This window comes from Nocardioides sp. Soil_C_8, from assembly GCF_057656315.1.
Window position 1 is genome coordinate 105,957 of sequence record NZ_JBDGKQ010000005.1, and the last position, 15,584, is coordinate 121,540.

Annotated in this window: 18 protein-coding genes; 11 read left to right on the forward strand and 7 right to left on the reverse strand. The window is 72.7% G+C overall.

Going from position 1 to position 15,584, the window contains the following annotated elements; genetic code table 11:
• Positions 1-47 precede the first annotated feature (47 nt).
• Positions 48-926 carry a hypothetical protein gene (locus AC3A3L_RS20005; RefSeq protein ID WP_487641801.1) on the forward strand — a complete coding sequence of 293 codons (879 nt, stop codon included), beginning with the start codon at positions 48-50 and terminating at the stop codon, positions 924-926.
• Here AC3A3L_RS20005 and AC3A3L_RS20010 read toward each other — a convergent pair.
• The 3 genes from AC3A3L_RS20010 to AC3A3L_RS20020 form a co-directional block, all read right to left on the reverse strand.
• Positions 910-1,959, reverse strand: a complete 1,050-nt coding sequence (locus AC3A3L_RS20010) for a sulfotransferase family protein (protein WP_487641802.1) — start codon at positions 1,957-1,959, stop codon at positions 910-912. The genes AC3A3L_RS20005 and AC3A3L_RS20010 overlap by 17 nt on opposite strands.
• A gap of 70 nt (positions 1,960-2,029) precedes the next feature.
• A complete protein-coding gene (locus tag AC3A3L_RS20015) occupies positions 2,030-4,888 on the reverse strand; it encodes an ATP-binding protein (protein WP_487641803.1) in 2,859 nt (952 codons plus the stop codon).
• 29 nt (positions 4,889-4,917) lie between these two features.
• Complete coding sequence (locus AC3A3L_RS20020; protein WP_487641804.1) at positions 4,918-5,109, reverse strand: hypothetical protein; 192 nt, start codon at positions 5,107-5,109, stop codon at positions 4,918-4,920.
• Between the two features lie 211 nt (positions 5,110-5,320).
• Here AC3A3L_RS20020 and AC3A3L_RS20025 point away from each other — a divergent pair, with 211 nt between their 5' ends.
• The 6 genes from AC3A3L_RS20025 to AC3A3L_RS20050 all read left to right on the forward strand — a co-directional run bounded on the left by AC3A3L_RS20025 (position 5,321) and on the right by AC3A3L_RS20050 (position 9,516).
• The gene (locus AC3A3L_RS20025) at positions 5,321-5,869 is read left to right on the forward strand and encodes an antibiotic biosynthesis monooxygenase (RefSeq protein WP_487641805.1); all 549 of its coding nucleotides are present in this window, start codon (positions 5,321-5,323) and stop codon (positions 5,867-5,869) included.
• Positions 5,870-5,890: 21 nt separating this feature from the next.
• Complete coding sequence (locus AC3A3L_RS20030) at positions 5,891-6,388, forward strand: hypothetical protein (RefSeq protein ID WP_487641806.1); 498 nt, start codon at positions 5,891-5,893, stop codon at positions 6,386-6,388.
• Entirely contained in the window at positions 6,373-7,269 is an 897-nt protein-coding gene (locus tag AC3A3L_RS20035; RefSeq protein ID WP_487641807.1) for a phosphoribosylaminoimidazolesuccinocarboxamide synthase, read from the forward strand. The genes AC3A3L_RS20030 and AC3A3L_RS20035 overlap by 16 nt, the downstream gene beginning before the upstream one ends.
• Positions 7,266-7,703, forward strand: coding sequence for an SRPBCC family protein (locus AC3A3L_RS20040; RefSeq protein WP_487642023.1), 438 nt, complete (start codon positions 7,266-7,268; stop codon positions 7,701-7,703). The genes AC3A3L_RS20035 and AC3A3L_RS20040 overlap by 4 nt, the downstream gene beginning before the upstream one ends.
• A 62-nt stretch (positions 7,704-7,765) precedes the next feature.
• On the forward strand, positions 7,766-9,331 hold the full coding sequence (locus tag AC3A3L_RS20045) for a long-chain-fatty-acid--CoA ligase (protein ID WP_487641808.1): 1,566 nt from the start codon (positions 7,766-7,768) through the stop codon (positions 9,329-9,331).
• Entirely contained in the window at positions 9,331-9,516 is a 186-nt protein-coding gene (locus AC3A3L_RS20050; RefSeq protein WP_487641809.1) for a hypothetical protein, read from the forward strand. The genes AC3A3L_RS20045 and AC3A3L_RS20050 overlap by 1 nt, the downstream gene beginning before the upstream one ends.
• 106 nt (positions 9,517-9,622) lie before the next feature.
• On the opposite strand, the gene AC3A3L_RS20055 is transcribed toward AC3A3L_RS20050, so the two are convergent.
• Entirely contained in the window at positions 9,623-10,453 is an 831-nt protein-coding gene (locus tag AC3A3L_RS20055) for a DUF72 domain-containing protein (protein WP_487641810.1), read from the reverse strand.
• A 138-nt stretch (positions 10,454-10,591) separates the two neighbouring features.
• Here AC3A3L_RS20055 and purS point away from each other — a divergent pair, with 138 nt between their 5' ends.
• Genes purS through AC3A3L_RS20070 form a run of 3 tightly spaced genes read left to right on the forward strand, consistent with a single transcriptional unit; the run spans position 10,592 to position 11,981 of the window.
• Positions 10,592-10,876 carry a phosphoribosylformylglycinamidine synthase subunit PurS gene (purS, locus tag AC3A3L_RS20060; protein ID WP_487641811.1) on the forward strand — a complete coding sequence of 95 codons (285 nt, stop codon included), beginning with the start codon at positions 10,592-10,594 and terminating at the stop codon, positions 10,874-10,876.
• A complete protein-coding gene (gene purQ, locus AC3A3L_RS20065; RefSeq protein WP_487641812.1) occupies positions 10,873-11,541 on the forward strand; it encodes a phosphoribosylformylglycinamidine synthase subunit PurQ in 669 nt (222 codons plus the stop codon). The genes purS and purQ overlap by 4 nt, the downstream gene beginning before the upstream one ends.
• Positions 11,538-11,981, forward strand: coding sequence for a DUF3817 domain-containing protein (locus AC3A3L_RS20070; protein WP_487641813.1), 444 nt, complete (start codon positions 11,538-11,540; stop codon positions 11,979-11,981). Before purQ ends, AC3A3L_RS20070 begins: the two co-directional genes overlap by 4 nt.
• Before the next feature lie 100 nt (positions 11,982-12,081).
• On the opposite strand, the gene AC3A3L_RS20075 is transcribed toward AC3A3L_RS20070, so the two are convergent.
• The 3 genes from AC3A3L_RS20075 to AC3A3L_RS20085 all read right to left on the reverse strand — a co-directional run bounded on the left by AC3A3L_RS20075 (position 12,082) and on the right by AC3A3L_RS20085 (position 15,057).
• A complete protein-coding gene (locus AC3A3L_RS20075) occupies positions 12,082-13,416 on the reverse strand; it encodes a glycoside hydrolase domain-containing protein (protein WP_487641814.1) in 1,335 nt (444 codons plus the stop codon).
• Between the two features lie 150 nt (positions 13,417-13,566).
• Complete coding sequence (locus tag AC3A3L_RS20080; protein WP_487641815.1) at positions 13,567-13,959, reverse strand: hypothetical protein; 393 nt, start codon at positions 13,957-13,959, stop codon at positions 13,567-13,569.
• Positions 13,960-13,968: 9 nt separating this feature from the next.
• The gene (locus tag AC3A3L_RS20085) at positions 13,969-15,057 is read right to left on the reverse strand and encodes a WXG100 family type VII secretion target (protein WP_487641816.1); all 1,089 of its coding nucleotides are present in this window, start codon (positions 15,055-15,057) and stop codon (positions 13,969-13,971) included.
• 146 nt (positions 15,058-15,203) lie between these two features.
• Between AC3A3L_RS20085 and AC3A3L_RS20090 the strand changes: the two genes are divergently transcribed.
• On the forward strand, positions 15,204-15,584 hold the full coding sequence (locus AC3A3L_RS20090; RefSeq protein WP_487641817.1) for a hypothetical protein: 381 nt from the start codon (positions 15,204-15,206) through the stop codon (positions 15,582-15,584).

The following is a 15,584-nucleotide window of genomic DNA, read 5'->3' on the forward strand; positions in this document are numbered from 1 at the left end:
CGGCCGCGCTCTCGAACTGTAGTGATCTTGTCGACTATCGTGGGCGCATGACGACCGTGACATCAGCGCCGCCGACCTACGACGACGTCGAGGTCGTGGTCCCCGCCCCCGGCCCGGGCGCCGGCAACTGGGCCGGGGCCGCGAGCGCCGTGCTGGTCGACGGGGTGTTCTGGCTGACCTGGCGGGTCCGCCGCCCGCTGACCGACGGGCGTGGCGTCTCGGTGGTCGTCGCCCGCTCCGACGACGGCGTCACCTTCGAGCCGGTCGCCGAGGTGGCGCGCGAGGCCTTCGGCGCCGAGTCCTTCGAGCGGCCGGTGCTCGTGCCGCTGCGCGAGGGCGGCTGGCGGCTCTACCTGTCCTGCGCGACCCCCGGCTCCAAGCACTGGTGGGTGGACAGCCTGTCCGCCGACACGGTCGAGGGGCTGCCCGACGGCGTACGACGTCGCGTGCACGACGGCGACCGCGACACCGGCGTCAAGGACCCTGTCATCACGGTGGGCCACCACGGCTACGAGATGTGGCTGTGCTGCCACCCCCTCGACGAGCCCGGCCACGAGGACCGGATGACCACCCGCCGGCTCACCAGCGTCGACGGCCTGGCGTGGGAGGACCACGGCGAGGTGCTGGCCGGCCGCGAGGGTCGGTGGGACGCCCGCGGCGCGCGGGTGAGTGCGGTGCTGCCGGACGGCACGGTGCTGTACGACGGCCGGCCGGACGCCGAGTCCAACTGGTTCGAGACCACCGGGGTGGCGACCTGGGACGGCACCGCGCTGACCCGGCTCGACCAGCCGCCGATCGCCTCCCCGCACTCCGACGGCGCGTTCCGCTATGCCACTGCCGTGCCGCTGCCGGACGGCCGCGTGCGTTACTACGTCGAGGCCGCGCGCCCCGACGGCGCGCACGACCTCGTCACCTGCGTGCGCTGACCTCGCGGGCCACTCCGTCTGCCTCGCCGGACGGCGGGGTCGGGTCGCTCTCGCGCTCGACGAGGCGGGTGACCGTCGCGGAGCGCTGGGCGAACGAGCCGCGGCTCTCGGGGTTGAGCCAGTCGCCGAAGTCCTGGCCGGTGAGCTCGCCGAGCAGCGCGATGTCGTCCGCGTAGCTCTCGATCAGGTGCTGCCGGCTGGTCGCGTCGAGGCGGGGCCGGTGCGCGTCGCGGTGGTCGCCGAGCAGGCCCAGCGACAGCGGGTGGATCGCCCGCCACACCTGCGGTGGCGCGAACTGCCCGAGCCGCGCTCCGCTGCGCACGACCGGCCCGAACACCTTGGGTCGCCAGCCGGGCGGGACGAAGCTGCGCGAGTTGTCGCGGGGGATCGAGTCGACCAGGCCCTCTCGGATCCCGAGGAACCGGCTCACCCGGTCGACCGTGGCTCCAGGGGCGTCGACGAGGTCGCGGTAGCGGATGACGAGGATGCGCTCGGGGTCGACGTAGCGGTGCAGGTGCGCGAGCTGCTCGCCGTACCTCCCGAGCTCGCGGTAGCGCCAGAAGGGCGCCCAGCCGGCCCGCACGCGCTCGTCCTCGCGGCCGAACGCCGACACGAAGTCGGCCTCCGGCTCGAGGCCGTCGGACCACAGGTGCATCCAGTTGCTGTAGGCGCGGTCGACCGGGTCGCGGACCACGGCGACGAGGCGCACGTCGGGGAGGTCCTCTGCGATGCGGCGGTGCGCGCCGCGGCTCCACAGGTAGAACGGCGTGCTCTCGCCGCGCGCCTGGTGCTGCGCGGCCGGGGCGAACAGCGGGAAGTAGCGGTCCGCGCGCCAGATCCACTCCTGCTGCGAGTGCTTGTCGCCCGGGCCCCGCCAGGCCGGCGGCGGCGCGCCGTCGCACAGCCAGTACTTCGGCTCCTTCGGGTCGGAGACGAAGACGTCGGGGTGCTGCGCGAGTGCGGCGTGGAGCGCGGTGGTGCCGGCCTTGGGGGCGCCGATGACGAGGAAGTCGGGGCGTGGTGCTCGGGGCACGATCCCTCCCGGGGACGAGGTGCTGTGACTTAGTAGACTAAATCACTAGACAATGCCGCGCCAGAGGGCGTCAGCCCAGGAGTCCCTGCCGTCGTGCCGTGGCTGCCGCCTCGGTGCGGTTGGCGGCGCCGAGCTTGGCGAGGATGTGCGAGACGTGGACGGTCGCCGTCTTGGGTGACATGACGAGCTTCACGCCGATCTGCCCGTTGGTCAGGCCCTCGGCGACCAGCCGGAGCACCTCGACCTCGCGCTCGGTCAGCACGCCGTCCGTACGACGCTCGCGCGGGCCGATCGCCCACCTCTCCGCCAGCGCGTCCGCGCGCGCGAGCAGCGGCCGCGCCTCGAACTGCTCGGCGATCCCGCGACCGGCGACGAGGTGGTGCCGGGCGGCGTCGCGGTCGCCCTGGGCCGCCTCCTGCTCGGCCAGCGACAGGTGGGTCACGGCCGCGTCCGGGACGTGCCCGATCCGCACCCACCCCTCCAGTGCTGCCCGCAGTGCCGGCCGCGCGTCACGCCCGTGGAAGCGGTCGAGCTGGGCGGCGAGGTCGACGGGCCAGACCTCGCCTAGGGGGCCGAAACGGCGCAGGACCTCGGCCACCTCCTCGAGCGCCGCGACGTGCTCGCGCGCCTCGTCGAGGTCGCCCGGGGTCGCTTCCGGAGCGGCATCCGCCTCGGCCCGCGCGGCGAGGAGGACGCACTGCCAGAGGTGGTCGCTGTCCAGCACCAGGCGGTCGCCCTGCCAGAGCGGTGCCAGGTCGGCGCGCATCTGCCGGAGGTCGCCTGCTGCCGCGGCGCTGGCGGCGACGGCCTGGCGCATCATGCACTCCGGAGCGCCGCTCTTGGCGGGCGCACCGGCGTAGCGCCGCCACCTCGACACGTCGGCAGCCCCCTGCTGGGCGAGGTCGAGCAGGGTGAGGTGGAGGTTGCTGCAGCGCAGGTCGTCGGCCCACCAGGGCGCGGACTCCTCCAGCAGCGCCCGGGCACGCGCCCACTGGCCGGTGAGCAGCCACGTCGACGCGGCGTTCTCGACCAGGTGCTCCCACACGTTGACGGACAGGAACGGGTGGTCGAACCGGCGCAGCGACTCGGTGGCGGCAGCGTCAGCCGCCTCGTGGTGTCCGCAGATCGTCTCGCACCACACGAGGTTGCCCCAGAGGTGGAAGACGCCGTCCCACCGCTCGTGCCCGAACTCAGCGAGCGCCTCGCGCAGCGACGCAGCCGCCCGCTCGGGATCTCCGTTGACCTGGGCGCGGTAGGAGTCCGTCGCCGCGACCGCGACGCTGAGACGGATGTTGCCCAGGACGGCGGCGGCGCGTCGCGCGTCGAGGCACAACCGCTCGCCTCGCGCCGGGTCGTCCGTCATCGCCGACCCCAGGATCGACCACATCTGGACGGAGAGGAGGTCCACCGGGTCGTCCTCGACGAGGTCGGCGATGGCGGCGATCTCGTCCTGCGGGTGCGCGTTGCCCTCGCCCTTGCCGTGGACCTCGTGCTCCAGCGAGAAGTAGCGCCGCTCGACGGGGCTCAGCAGCTGCGCCGGCACTGCGTCGACCCAGTCGCCGAGGCGCCGGGACGCGTGCGCGACGACGGCGCTGCGGGCGAACGCGTCGCGCAACGACATGCCGGCGACCTCCGGCGCGTCGGGCACCTCACCGAAGGCTCGGAGCACGCGGACCCACAGCGCCGTCTCCTCATCCGGTCGGCACACCCGCTCGGCCGCGGGGAGCGCCGCGACGGTGGCGGCGAGCGCCCGTCGTACGTCGCGCGCCTGGTGCCAGTGCTCGGCGATCGCGAGGAGCGCCGGGTCGCCCGCCAGCACGCCGGGATTGTCCTCCAGCACCTCGGCCCACCTGCGGTGCCACGAGCGCCGGGCACCCGGTCCGGTCTCCCGGCTCGTCGCCTCGCGCAGCAGCGCGTGCCGGAAGCCCACCAGGTCGCGGTCGGGGTCGGTCGTGAGGATCCCCGCGTGCTGCGCCTCCACCAGTGCCGCGTCGAGCTCATCGGGGGTGGCGTCGAGGACCTGCTCGAGCAGGCTGATCCGCAGGTGGCCGTCGCCGACCGCCGCGGCCTCCACCAGCCGCCGCGTCTCGGGGTCCAGGCTCCCCAGCCGCCCCGCGGCGACGGCAGCCACGGTGGTCAGCTCCGGCCGTCCCGCGGCGGCCACCAGCTCCTCCACCACGAAGGGGATGCCGTCACTGAGCCGCTCCACGCGGCTGGCGACCTCGGCCGACGGGCGCGAGCCGAGCAGGTCGCGGAGCTGTCGCTGCACGGCGTCCGTGCTCAGGCGTGCCAGCGGCAGCACCTCGCACCCCGGGGTCCGCGCCAGCCCGGCGACGTACGACGTCAGCGCGGCCTCGGCGGACGGCGTGCGCTCCGGGTCGTCGGTGCGCACCGTGGCGACGATCAGCAGGCCCGCGGGCAGGGTCCGCGCCGCCAGACCGACCAGGTCCCGCGTCGCCGAGTCGGCCCAGTGCAGGTCCTCGACGACCCACACGAGGGTGCGCTCGCGGGCCAGCCGCTCGAGCAGGTCGAGGAAGGTCGACAGCAGCTGCACGCGCTCGACCTGCTGGCGCGGGGCAGCGCCGGGGAGCAGCGGCGCAAGCACGTCCCGCTCGGAGGGCCGCAACACGTCGACACCGGCGACCCGAACGAGGTCGCGCAGGGTGTCGGCGACGACGCCGAACGGGATCTCTCCCGTCGTCATGTCGACGGCGTGGCCGGTGAGCACCAGCGCGTCGCCGAGGCTCCCCACGGCCTCGGCGACGAGCCGGCTCTTGCCGATGCCGGCCTCGCCGGTGACCAGCAGGCAGCGGCTGGTGCCGCCGCGGGTGCTCATGACAGCCCCGGCGATCCGGTCCAGCTCGGCCTCGCGGCCGACGAGCCTCCCGACCATCTGCCGATGGTCGCAGGCGAGGAGGCCGTTGGCCACGGGTGGACGGTCGGCACGTGCGACCGGCATCAGTGGGCCGGGCGGGGCACCGGGAACCAGCGGCTCCACCCGTTGCGGCGCGGCGACGGCACCTCGGTGACGACCGGCTCGGCCGGCTGGCGCGTACGGCGTGCGGCGCGGGCCGCGGCGACCTCGCGGGCGACGTCGGCGCGGTGGAAGCCGGCGATGCGGGCGGTGGTGTCGATGGCGGTGCTGTTCATGACGGGCTCCTGACCGGGTGCTGGTGGATGACTCCACGCTGCGGCTAAGACCCCCTGCCCCACATCGGGCAGACGCCTTATCTCCGCCTGGCCTTCGCCTGCCTGAGGTGGTCCGTCGGCGACCGAGGTGCCTCAGACCTGCACCGGCGTGGCGGGGATCTCGTCGCTGCCGGCTTCGCGCGGACAGCCCCAGCGCCCGACACTTGAGTTCATGAGCGCCCCCGTGACCGTGTCCGTCACCCGTCACGTCGACCCCTCGCGCACGACCGAGATGCTGGCGTGGGTGCAGGCGGGCACGTCGCTGGCCGAGAAGTTCGACGGGTTCCTCGGGTCGGGGTGGGTACGGCCGAGCGAGGACTCGACCGAGTGGCACATGCTCTACCGCTTCGCCGACAACGACTCGCTCGCGACCTGGGAGGCCTCCCCGCAGCGCGAGTGGTGGCTCGAGGCGGCGCACGGCAGCGTGGAGGAGCGGCGGCGCGAGCGGCGTACCGGCATCGAGGGATGGTTCGACGAGCCGGCCTCGGTCGAGGCGCTGAGCGCCGCCCCGGTCGCCCCGCCGCGCTGGAAGCAGATGGTCGTGATCTTCATGGTCTTCCTGCCGCTGAGCCTGCTCGCCAACTTCATCGCCTCGAGGACCATCGGCGGCTGGCCGCTGGTTCCGCGCGTCGTGCTGGTGACGTCGGTGATGACGCCGCTGATGACCTACGTCTTCCTGCCGTGGATGACGCGCCGGATGATCTGGTGGCTGCACCGCTAGATCCGCACGTAGGGTCCGCACATGGGGGACGCCGCTGCCGGTCGTGACGGTCCGGGCTGGCTCGGGCTCGGGTGGGTCGGGTCCGGGGTGGTCGGCGGTGCCGCGGCCGGGGTCGTGGTCGGCGTGCTGGGAGGCGCGCTGTTGTCGGGCCTGTCCGATCAGTCGCCCGACGAGGTGGGACCGGAGGTCGGCCCGGTGTTCGGCGGCATCGTCGGCGCCGCAGTGTCGCTGCCGGTCGGTGTGCTGCTGGGTCTCGCCGTCGGTATCGCGCTGCAGGGGCTCGTGCGCAACGACCGCGCGACCGCCCCGCTCAGCGCCCTCACGGGCCTGGGTCTCGGGCTCGGCCTCGTCGTGGTGATCGGCGTCGTGCTCGGCGTGGTCGTCGATCCGTCGGCGCCCCCGGGCCTGCCGGCCCCGATCACGGCGGTGCCCGCCGTCCTGGTCGGTGCCGTCGGTGCCGGACTCGCGCTGCTGATGCAGCGCTCGGCCACTAGGCTCGGCGCGTGGCAGCCGAGCTGAACATCCCCGCAGCCCCTCCGATCGAGGGCACCACGCACCTCCACTCCGGCAAGGTCCGCGACCTCTACCGCATCGACTCGGGCACGCACGAGGGTCGGCTGCTGATGGTCGCCAGCGACCGCATCTCCGCCTACGACTTCGTCCTCGACACGACCATCCCCGACAAGGGCGAGATCCTCACCCGGATGTCGCTGTGGTGGTTCGACGAGCTGGCTGCCCTGGTGGGCAACCACGTGGTGTCGACCGACGTGCCGGCCTCCGTCGCCGGCCGAGCGGTGATCTGCGAGCAGCTCGCGATGTTCCCGGTCGAGTGCGTCGCCCGCGGCTACCTCACCGGCTCGGGCCTGCTCGACTACCAGCGCACCGGCGAGGTCTGCGGCATCCCGCTCGTCGCCGGCCTGCAGGACGGCAGCCGGCTGCCGGAGCCGATCTTCACGCCCGCCACCAAGGCCGAGCTCGGCGACCACGACGAGAACGTCGCCTACGAGGCCGTCGTCGAGGAGGTCGGCGACGACGCCGCGGCGGAGCTGCGGATGCTGACGATGGAGGTCTACGGCAAGGCGCACCTCGTCGCCCGCGAGCGTGGCATCATCCTGGCCGACACCAAGCTCGAGTTCGGGCGCCGGCCGGACGGGACCACGATCCTCGCCGACGAGGTCCTGACCCCCGACAGCTCCCGCTTCTGGCCCGCCGACGAGTGGCAGCCCGGCCGCGCCCAGTCGTCGTACGACAAGCAGATCGTGCGCGACTGGCTCACCGGCGAGTCCGGCTGGGACCGCACCTCCGGGGAGGCGCCGCCGCCGCTGCCCGAGGCCGTCGTCGAGCGCACCCGCGCGCGCTACGTCGAGGCCTACGAGCTGCTGACCGGGGAGACGTTCTGACGACGCGGCGGTTCTCGGCGACCGTCGAGCTGCCACACCCGGCGGAGGAGGCGTTCGCCTACCTCGTCGACCCGCGCCGCCGTCCCGAGTGGCAGTCGAGCCTGCTGTCGGTCGACGTGCCCGAGGACGAGGAGCCGCACCTCGGCCAGACCTGGACCGAGCTGACCGTGGTCGGCGTACGCCCGAGCCTGGAGGTCGTCGAGTTCGCGCCGTTCCGCTCGTGGGCCGAGCGAGGCACCTGGCGCGGCGTGGAGGCGACGCTGCGCCTCCGCTTCACCGGCACCCGCGAGGGCTGCCGCGTCGTGGCCGACGGTGAGGTGTCCGGCTCGGGGCTGTACGCCGTCGCCGCCGGCAGCTCGGGGGTGCTGGCCAAGCGGGCGATCGCCGCCGACCTCCGCACCGCCGGCCACCGGATCGCGCAGCGCGCCGACTGAGTCGCCTCAGCCCGACCAGACAACCCGTGACGACCTCCTGAGTGGCTGAGTAGGTTGGCGCCATGCCGAACCTCTCCTCGCTGCTCGAAGGCTCCGCCGAGGCCCACCCGGACCGTACGGCCGTCGTGCTCGGCGACACCCGCCTGACCTACGCCCAGGTGAATGCCGCCGCCAACCAGGTCGCCAACCTGCTGGTCTCGCGCGGCATCGAGCCGGGCGACAAGGTCGCGCTGAGCTGCCCCAACCTGCCGTACTTCCCGATCGTCTACTACGGCATCCTCAAGGCCGGGGCGACGGTCGTGCCGCTCAACGTGCTGCTCAAGGGGCGCGAGGTCGCCTACCACCTCGACGACTCGGACGCGAAGGCGTACTTCTGCTTCCAGGGCACCCCCGAGCTGCCGATCGGCACCGAGGGCCACGCCGGGTTCGAGCAGACCGACGCGTGCGAGCACTTCTTCGTGGTCACCGCCGACCCGGCCGCGGAGTCGCCCATCGAGGGGACCGAGACGCTCGGCCAGGCGCTCAAGGGGCAGTCGCCCGTCTTCGAGACGCGCGAGGTCTCCGGCGACGACACCGCCGTCATCCTCTACACCTCCGGCACCACCGGTCAGCCCAAGGGCGCCGAGCTGATGCACCGCAACATGATCAGCAACGCGCTCGCCAGCGACGCGCTCTTCGGCGCCGACTCCGACAACCCCGACACGCTGCTGTGCGTGCTGCCGCTGTTCCACTCCTTCGGCCAGACGGTGATCATGAACGCCGGCTTCGCCTTCGGTGGCACCGTCGTGCTGCTGCCGCGCTTCGAGGCCGGCCCAGCGCTGACGCTGATGGAGCAGGAGGGCGTGACGTTCTTCGCGGGCGTCCCGACGATGTACTGGGGCCTGCTCGGCGCGCTCGACGACTCAGGGGTCGACGTGAAGAAGGTCGCCGACCAGGTCCGGGTCGCGGTGGCGGGTGGGTCGGCCCTTCCGGTCGAGGTGCACCACGAGTTCGAGCGGCGCTTCGGCGTGACGATCCTCGAGGGCTACGGGCTGTCCGAGACGTCGCCCGTGGCGAGCTTCTCGGTGTGGGGCGAGCCCGTGCGCGTGGGCTCGATCGGCAAGCCGATCCCCGGCGTCGAGATGAAGCTGATCAACCCCGAGCCCGGGGTGCGCGAGGACGTCGAGGACGCGGAGGGCGTCATCGGCGAGATCGCGATCAAGGGCCCCAACATCATGAAGGGCTACTACGGCCGCCCCGACGCGACCGCCGAGGCGATCGTGGACGGGTGGTTCCGCTCCGGCGACCTCGGCCGCAAGGACGCCGACGGCTGGTACTACATCGTCGACCGGTCGAAGGACATGATCATCCGCGGCGGCTACAACGTGTACCCGCGCGAGATCGAGGAGGTCCTCCTCACGCACCCCGACGTCTCGCTCGCCGCCGTCATCGGCGTGCCCCACGACAGCCACGGCGAGGAGATCAAGGCTGTCGTCATCCGCAAGGACGGCGCCACGGTGACCGAGGACGAGCTCGTCGCGTGGGGCAAGGAGCAGATGGCCGCCTACAAGTACCCCCGCATCGTGCAGTTCGTCGACGCCCTGCCGATGACCGCGACCGGCAAGATCCTCAAGCGCGAGCTCGCCTGATGCGTGCCCTCGGCATCGCGCTCGGGGTGATCATGGTGGCCACGGGTGCGGTCTGGACCTTCCAGGGCCTCGGCTACCTCGAGGGCAGCCCGATGACCGACCAGAGCATCTGGGCGATCCTCGGCCCCCTCGTCGCCGGCCTCGGGCTCGGCCTGGTGATTGCTGCCGCCCGCCGCCGGGAGTGAGGGACGTGCACCGTGCAGGCAGTTCGCGGCCAGCACGGGCCATGACACGCTCAGCGCCAGCTCTTCCGGCCCGAACTGCCTGCATGGTGCTCGCGGCGGGCTGACGTCACGCGCCCGGCGGGCTGATCCCCAGCCGCTCCTGGAGGGCGAGGGCGTCGAAGGGGGCGTGCACCTTGGCGTCGTTGTCGAAGTAGACGAAGACGTCGAGGCCGTCGGCCTCCCAGCCGCGCACCTTCTCGGCCCATCGGTCGAGGGCCGCGTCGGAGTAGCCGCTGGCGTAGAGCTCGGTGTCGCCGTGCAGCCGGACGTAGGCGACGCCGCTGGTCACCTCGTCGAACATCGGCCACGTGCCCGCGGAGTCGGCCACCACCATCCCGATGTCGTGGGCGCGCAGCAGCTCGCAGAACTCGGCCGTGCGGAAGGAGGTGTGCCGCACCTCCAGCACGTGGCGCAGCGGGCGGTCGGCCGGCGTGGCGGTGTCAGCGGGCTCCTTGAGCTTGTCGGGGTCGTGATGGGTGGCGGCGTACGACGACGCGGCGGCCGTGGTGCGCGGCAGCAGGTCGAAGAACGCGGCGAGGCGGTCGGGGTGGAAGCCCAGGTTGGGCGGGAGCTGCCACAGGACCGGGCCCAGCCGCTCGCCCAGCGACAGCACGCCCGAGGCGAGGAAGGTCGCGAGGGGAGCCTCGACGTCGTTGAGCTTCTTCATGTGCGTGACGAAGCGCGGCCCCTTCACCGCGAACAGGAAGTCCTCGGGCACCTCGGCGGCCCACGCCCGCCAGCTCGAGGGCCGCTGCAGGGAGTAGAAGGAGCCGTTGACCTCGACGCTGGTCAGCCGCTCGCCGACGTAGGCGAGCTCGCGCCGTTGCGGCAGCCCGGGCGGGTAGAACTGGCCGCGCCAGCCGGCGTACCGCCAGCCGGAAATGCCGATCCGTGCCATCTGGTGCTCCCGTCGCGTGCCGTGCCGCCGCCCCTCGCGTACCCGCTCCGTCCACCGTCATGCCCGCCGGGCGCGCCCGCCCGGCGGCTCACTAGAATCGGCCCTGCCCGTCCCACCCTGTCACCCAGGAGCATCCCCGTGGCCCGAGTCGTCGTCGACGTCATGCCCAAGCCCGAGATCCTCGACCCCCAGGGCAAGGCGGTGCTCGGTGCGCTGCCCCGCCTCGGGTTCGACCTCGTCACCGACGTCCGGCAGGGCAAGCGGTTCGAGCTCCAGGTCGACGGCGAGATCACCGACGCGGTGCTCGCCGAGATCGAGGACGTCGCCCGGACGCTGCTGTCCAACCCCGTGATCGAGGACTTCGAGGTCCACGTCGAGGAGCACTCGGTGGCCGAGGTCGCGCACGAGGCCGGTCGCTCGTGAAGGTCGGTGTCGTCACCTTCCCCGGCTCGCTCGACGACGTCGACGCGCGTCGCGCCGTCACCATCGGTGGCAACGAGGCGGTCGCGCTCTGGCACGGCGACGACGACCTCAAGGGCGTCGACGCGGTCGTGCTGCCCGGCGGCTTCTCGTACGGCGACTACCTCCGCTGCGGCGCGATCTCACGCTTCGCCCCGGTGATGACGTCGGTGGTCGAGGCGGCCGGCAAGGGACTGCCCGTGCTCGGCATCTGCAACGGCTTCCAGATCCTCTGCGAGTCGCACCTGCTGCCCGGCGCCCTGATCCGCAACGACCACCGCAAGTTCGTCTGCCGCGACCAGCGCCTGCGCATCGAGCGCGTCGACACCCCGTGGACCTCGGCCTACGCCGCTGGCGCCGAGGTCACGATCGTGCTCAAGAACGGTGAGGGCGGCTTCGTCGCCGACGAGGCCACGCTCGACGTGCTCGAGGGCGAGGGCCGCGTCGTCGCGCGCTACCTCGACGACAACCCCAACGGCTCGCTGCGCGACATCGCCGGCATCTCCAACGAGCGCGGCAACGTCGTCGGCCTCATGCCGCACCCCGAGCACGCCGTCGAGGACCTCACCGGTCCCGGCACCGACGGGCTCGGCTTCTTCACCTCCCTCGCATCAAAGGTCTTCGCATGACTCCCACCCGCCTCTACCGCCTCGTCGCCCGCGCCGAGGCCGTCACCTGGGCGCTGCTCCTCACGGGCATGTTCCTCAAGTACGTCACCGAGACCACCGAGCTCGGCGTGCAGGTGTTCGGCATGGTCCATGGCGTCGTGTTCATCGCCTACTGCCTGGTGACGGCGCTGCTGTTCGTCGACCAGAAGTGGCCCGTCAGCCGGCTGGCGCTGGGCCTCGGCGCGGCGGTGCCGCCGTTCGCGACCGTCCCCTTCGAGCGGTACGCCGAGCGCGCGGGGCTGCTGGGCGACGCCTGGCGTCTGCGCTCCGACGCGCCGCACGGCCTCCTCGAGCGGCTCACCGCCTGGCTGGTCCGCAGGCCCGCCCAGGGTGCGCTCGTCGGCCTCGTCGCGGTCGCTGGCCTGACGGGCGTGGCGCTCGTCGTCGGCCCGCCCGCCTGACCTCCACGGCCCGACTCGAGCGGCCGTACGTCCGCTCGACGCACGCCATGGCGTGCGTCCAGCGTCAACGGCGGCACTCGAGCGGCGACCTCGACGCGGGTCAGCGACCCTGCTGCAGCTTGTTCCAGGTCTGTCGGGTGGCGACGCCGGAGACGCCGATCTTCAGGCGCGACTGATAGGTCCGCACGGCCGCCTCGGTCTTGGCGTCGAACACCCCCGTTGCCCGGAAGCGTCCCGCGCCGGCCGCGTTGAGCGCCCGCTGGAGCCGGTGCACCGACTCGTCGACGGAGCCGCGCTTGATCGTCGTACGCGCCCCGGCGGCGAGCAGCGCGGTCCAGTGCCGCTTCGAGAAGGTGTTGCTCGGCGTGAACTTGCGGGCGGCCTGCCAGGCGCGCGCACCGGCGATGGTGGCGGCGTCGTACGAGCCGTTGACCGGCCCCGAGTAGGTGCCCTGCTCGGTGAGCAGGCACTGCAGCACCTTGACGCGCGTCGTCTGCGCGGAGCCGGGGGAGAGGGCGGGGTACTTCCAGTAGCCGAGCCGCGTGCCGGGGCAGCGTCCCTCCGGACGGGGCTGGGAGCCGGCGCCGAGGTCGATGTAGTTGCTGTCGATGTTGATCGTGACGCCGCCCCACGTCTCGTTGTGGCCGCCGAGGTACTGCTTCATCCGGCCGCCGGGTCGCCAGCCGTCCTCGGGGATGTAGGTCGTGGACGTGTTGGCCTTGCCGTCCCAGCGCGCGATCCAGATGCGGTCGGGCAGGGCGAACTGGCCCGGGCGCTGGGTGCGGGCGTCGTCGAGCATCTTGATGCCCGAGCTCGCGCTCGAGTAGAAGCCGGCGGTGTAGCCGAGCGCCTTGATCCGGGTGACCCAGGCCGACGTGAAGACCAGGGCGGACTCGCGGCAGTGGGTGTCGCTGAGGTTGAAGCCCTCGAGGTCGTACCAGATCGTGCTGCCCGCGCCGATGCCGTACGCCATCGCGTCCGCGGCGTTCTTGTCCGCCTCGGCCGCACCCTGCGCGGCGGCCTTCGCGTAGCCGCCCGTGGGGAGCGGGGAGATCTTGAAGTCGTCCTTGTAGCGCGGGAAGCGCGGCTGGCAGGACGCCTGCGGGCCGAGCGCGATGGGCAGGAGCCGCCACCCCCGCGCGACCTGGGCGGCGACCCACGTGGAGCTGAGGTTGGGCTGCGTGCGGCACGCGCGGGAGTCGCCGGAGATGTAGATGCCGACGGCCGTGAACGGCGACTTCTTCCACCACGCGTCCATCGCCGACTGGGTCGGTGCGACGCACTGGTCGAAGCCGTAGCCGGTGAAGTCGCCGGGCGTGGCGAGGGCGACCTGGCGCTGCGAGGCCAGCTTGCGGGCCTGGGGCGCGGGCTCGGCAGTCGCGGCGGTCGATCCGACGAGCGGCGCGGCGAGCACCAGCGCGAGGGCGGCCGTCACGGTCCGGAGGAGCGTACGAGGTCGGGTCTGGCAGGCGCGGCGCATGGGTGACTCCAGCAGGGCGGGGAAGGGCGAGGCGACCTCAGGGAATCACAGGAGTCACACGGGTAACAGACGTTCGCCGGAACTACATGCCTGTAGTTCGAGGCATCAGTCACTGGGCACGTCGTCGAGGAGGAAGTTGCCCTTCGCCTCCTCCTCCTCGACGAGCTCCTCGAAGGCGAGCGCGATGTCCTCCTGGTGCTCGTCGACCATGCGTGTCAGGTGGCCCTGCAGGAGCGCGCCGTTGGGTGACTCGCCGGCGAAGACGCGCTCCCACGTGTCCTCGCCGCCACTGATCTTCTCCACCAGCGTCTTCATGTCGTCGCCGAGCTCGCCCGACTCGGCCTGCTCCTCGAGGGCCTGCCGCTCGTCGTCGGAGAGCAGCGGGCGTGCGTTGAGCTCCTCCACGGTCGCCTGCAGGTCGGCCAGGCTCGAGGTCAGGTCCTCGCGGGCGGCGGAGATCGCGGCCAGGATCTCGGCCTGGCTGCGTGGTTCGCTCATGGGTGGAGGCTACGCCGGGGCGGGCGCGACCGGCGCGACCGGCGCGGGGCGCTGGCCGACCGTCGGGGTGGTGATGGTGCTCGGGTCGCGGGTCACGCTGCCCGGCGTGCCGGTCGAGACCTCGACCCCCGGCGTCGAGACGGGCGCCTTGTCCCCGTCGAAGAAGTTCTTGACCGTCGTGATGAGCGACTTCACCTGTTGGAGGATGTTGATGAGCTTCATCAGCGCCTTGTAGGCCTTCATCACCGCCTGGAACGCTTGAAAGACGGCCTGCACGACCCGGGCCCAGCCCACGCCCGGGATGCTCATGGTCGCGAGCGCGGCGGACACGGTCTGGACCGCCACCTTGACGCACTGCACGACCGACAGCGCGGTCTGCCAGGCGTCGCGACAGATCTGCACGACGGTCTGGCCCATCTGGACGAGCTGGCCGGCCTGGCTGTCGAGCGAGCCGACCCAGGTGCCGATCTGCCTGACCGCGGCGTCGGAGGCGCCGCCCTGCCAGGTCTGCGTGATGGTGCGGCTGCCGCTCTCGAGGTTGGCCGCGACGCCGTGCATCGACTGGCCGAGTGCGCCGAACGACGACCCCTGGGTGGACGCGCTGACGACGTCGCCGCCGATCTTCTCGGCGAGCTCGGCGCGGATGTCGAAGCCGGTGAGCATCCGCACCAGGTCGCACACGGTGTCGTAGGGGAAGCCGAAGCTGATCCGGGGGAGGCTGCTCTCGGTGGGGCCCGCCCGCCGGATGGTGGTGTCGGCGACGTCCCAGAACCTGCTCGACCCGTCGCGGCCGTCGACGCCTGCGGCGTTGTGGCGGCGTACGACGCCGTCCTCGGTCAGCGTGAAGTCGCGGGCGGTCGCGCGCAGCGCCTCGGCGTGGTCGCGCATCCCGGTGCCGTTGTCCTCGAGCGACTGGTGCACCGAGGGCAGCAAGGCGTTGTAGGCGCCCATCATGGTCTCGAGGATGGGACCGAAGTCGGTCTGGACGAGGGCGTGGCCGCCGTTGCGGGCGATGCCCGACAGGTCGTCGCTCGCGCGCTGGACCTGCGCGGACCAGGCGTCGAGCTCGGAGAGGTCGACGGTCATCACGGCGTTCATCGCGGCTCCTGCAGTGTCCGAGAGGGCGGGTGCTTGCCGTTCGACTTCCCCGTCCGGGGTCCCGCGAAACCGCCTCGGACCCGATCTTTGCCCACAGGCCGGTCGCCGTCGTGTTTGGCTCGCGCGGGCGCGGGTATCCCGCTGAGGTGAACGCACGCGGCAAGCGATCCCTGATGCAGGTCGAGCCGGCCCGGCTGGTGGAGCTGGCGGGCACGTCCGAGCGCGTCCTCGACGCGATGAGGCAGGACTGGGCCGACGCCGCCGACGAGCTCGCCGGGGCCTGCGTGGCGCTCGGCGACGCGGCCGGCACCGCCAACCTCGCGGCGTCGTACTCCGATGCGCTGACCGATGCCGACGAGGTCCTGACGTCGCTCGCCGGTGCCCTCGAGCTGGGCGTCGCGGGCCTGGTCGATGCGGCCCGCGACGCCGTGCGCGCCGACGACGCCGTCGCGTCGGAGCTCGAGCGCGCCACCCACCTGCTGGGCGAGGGGCCCCTCGGCATGCTCCCGGGACCGGGAGGGCGCTGA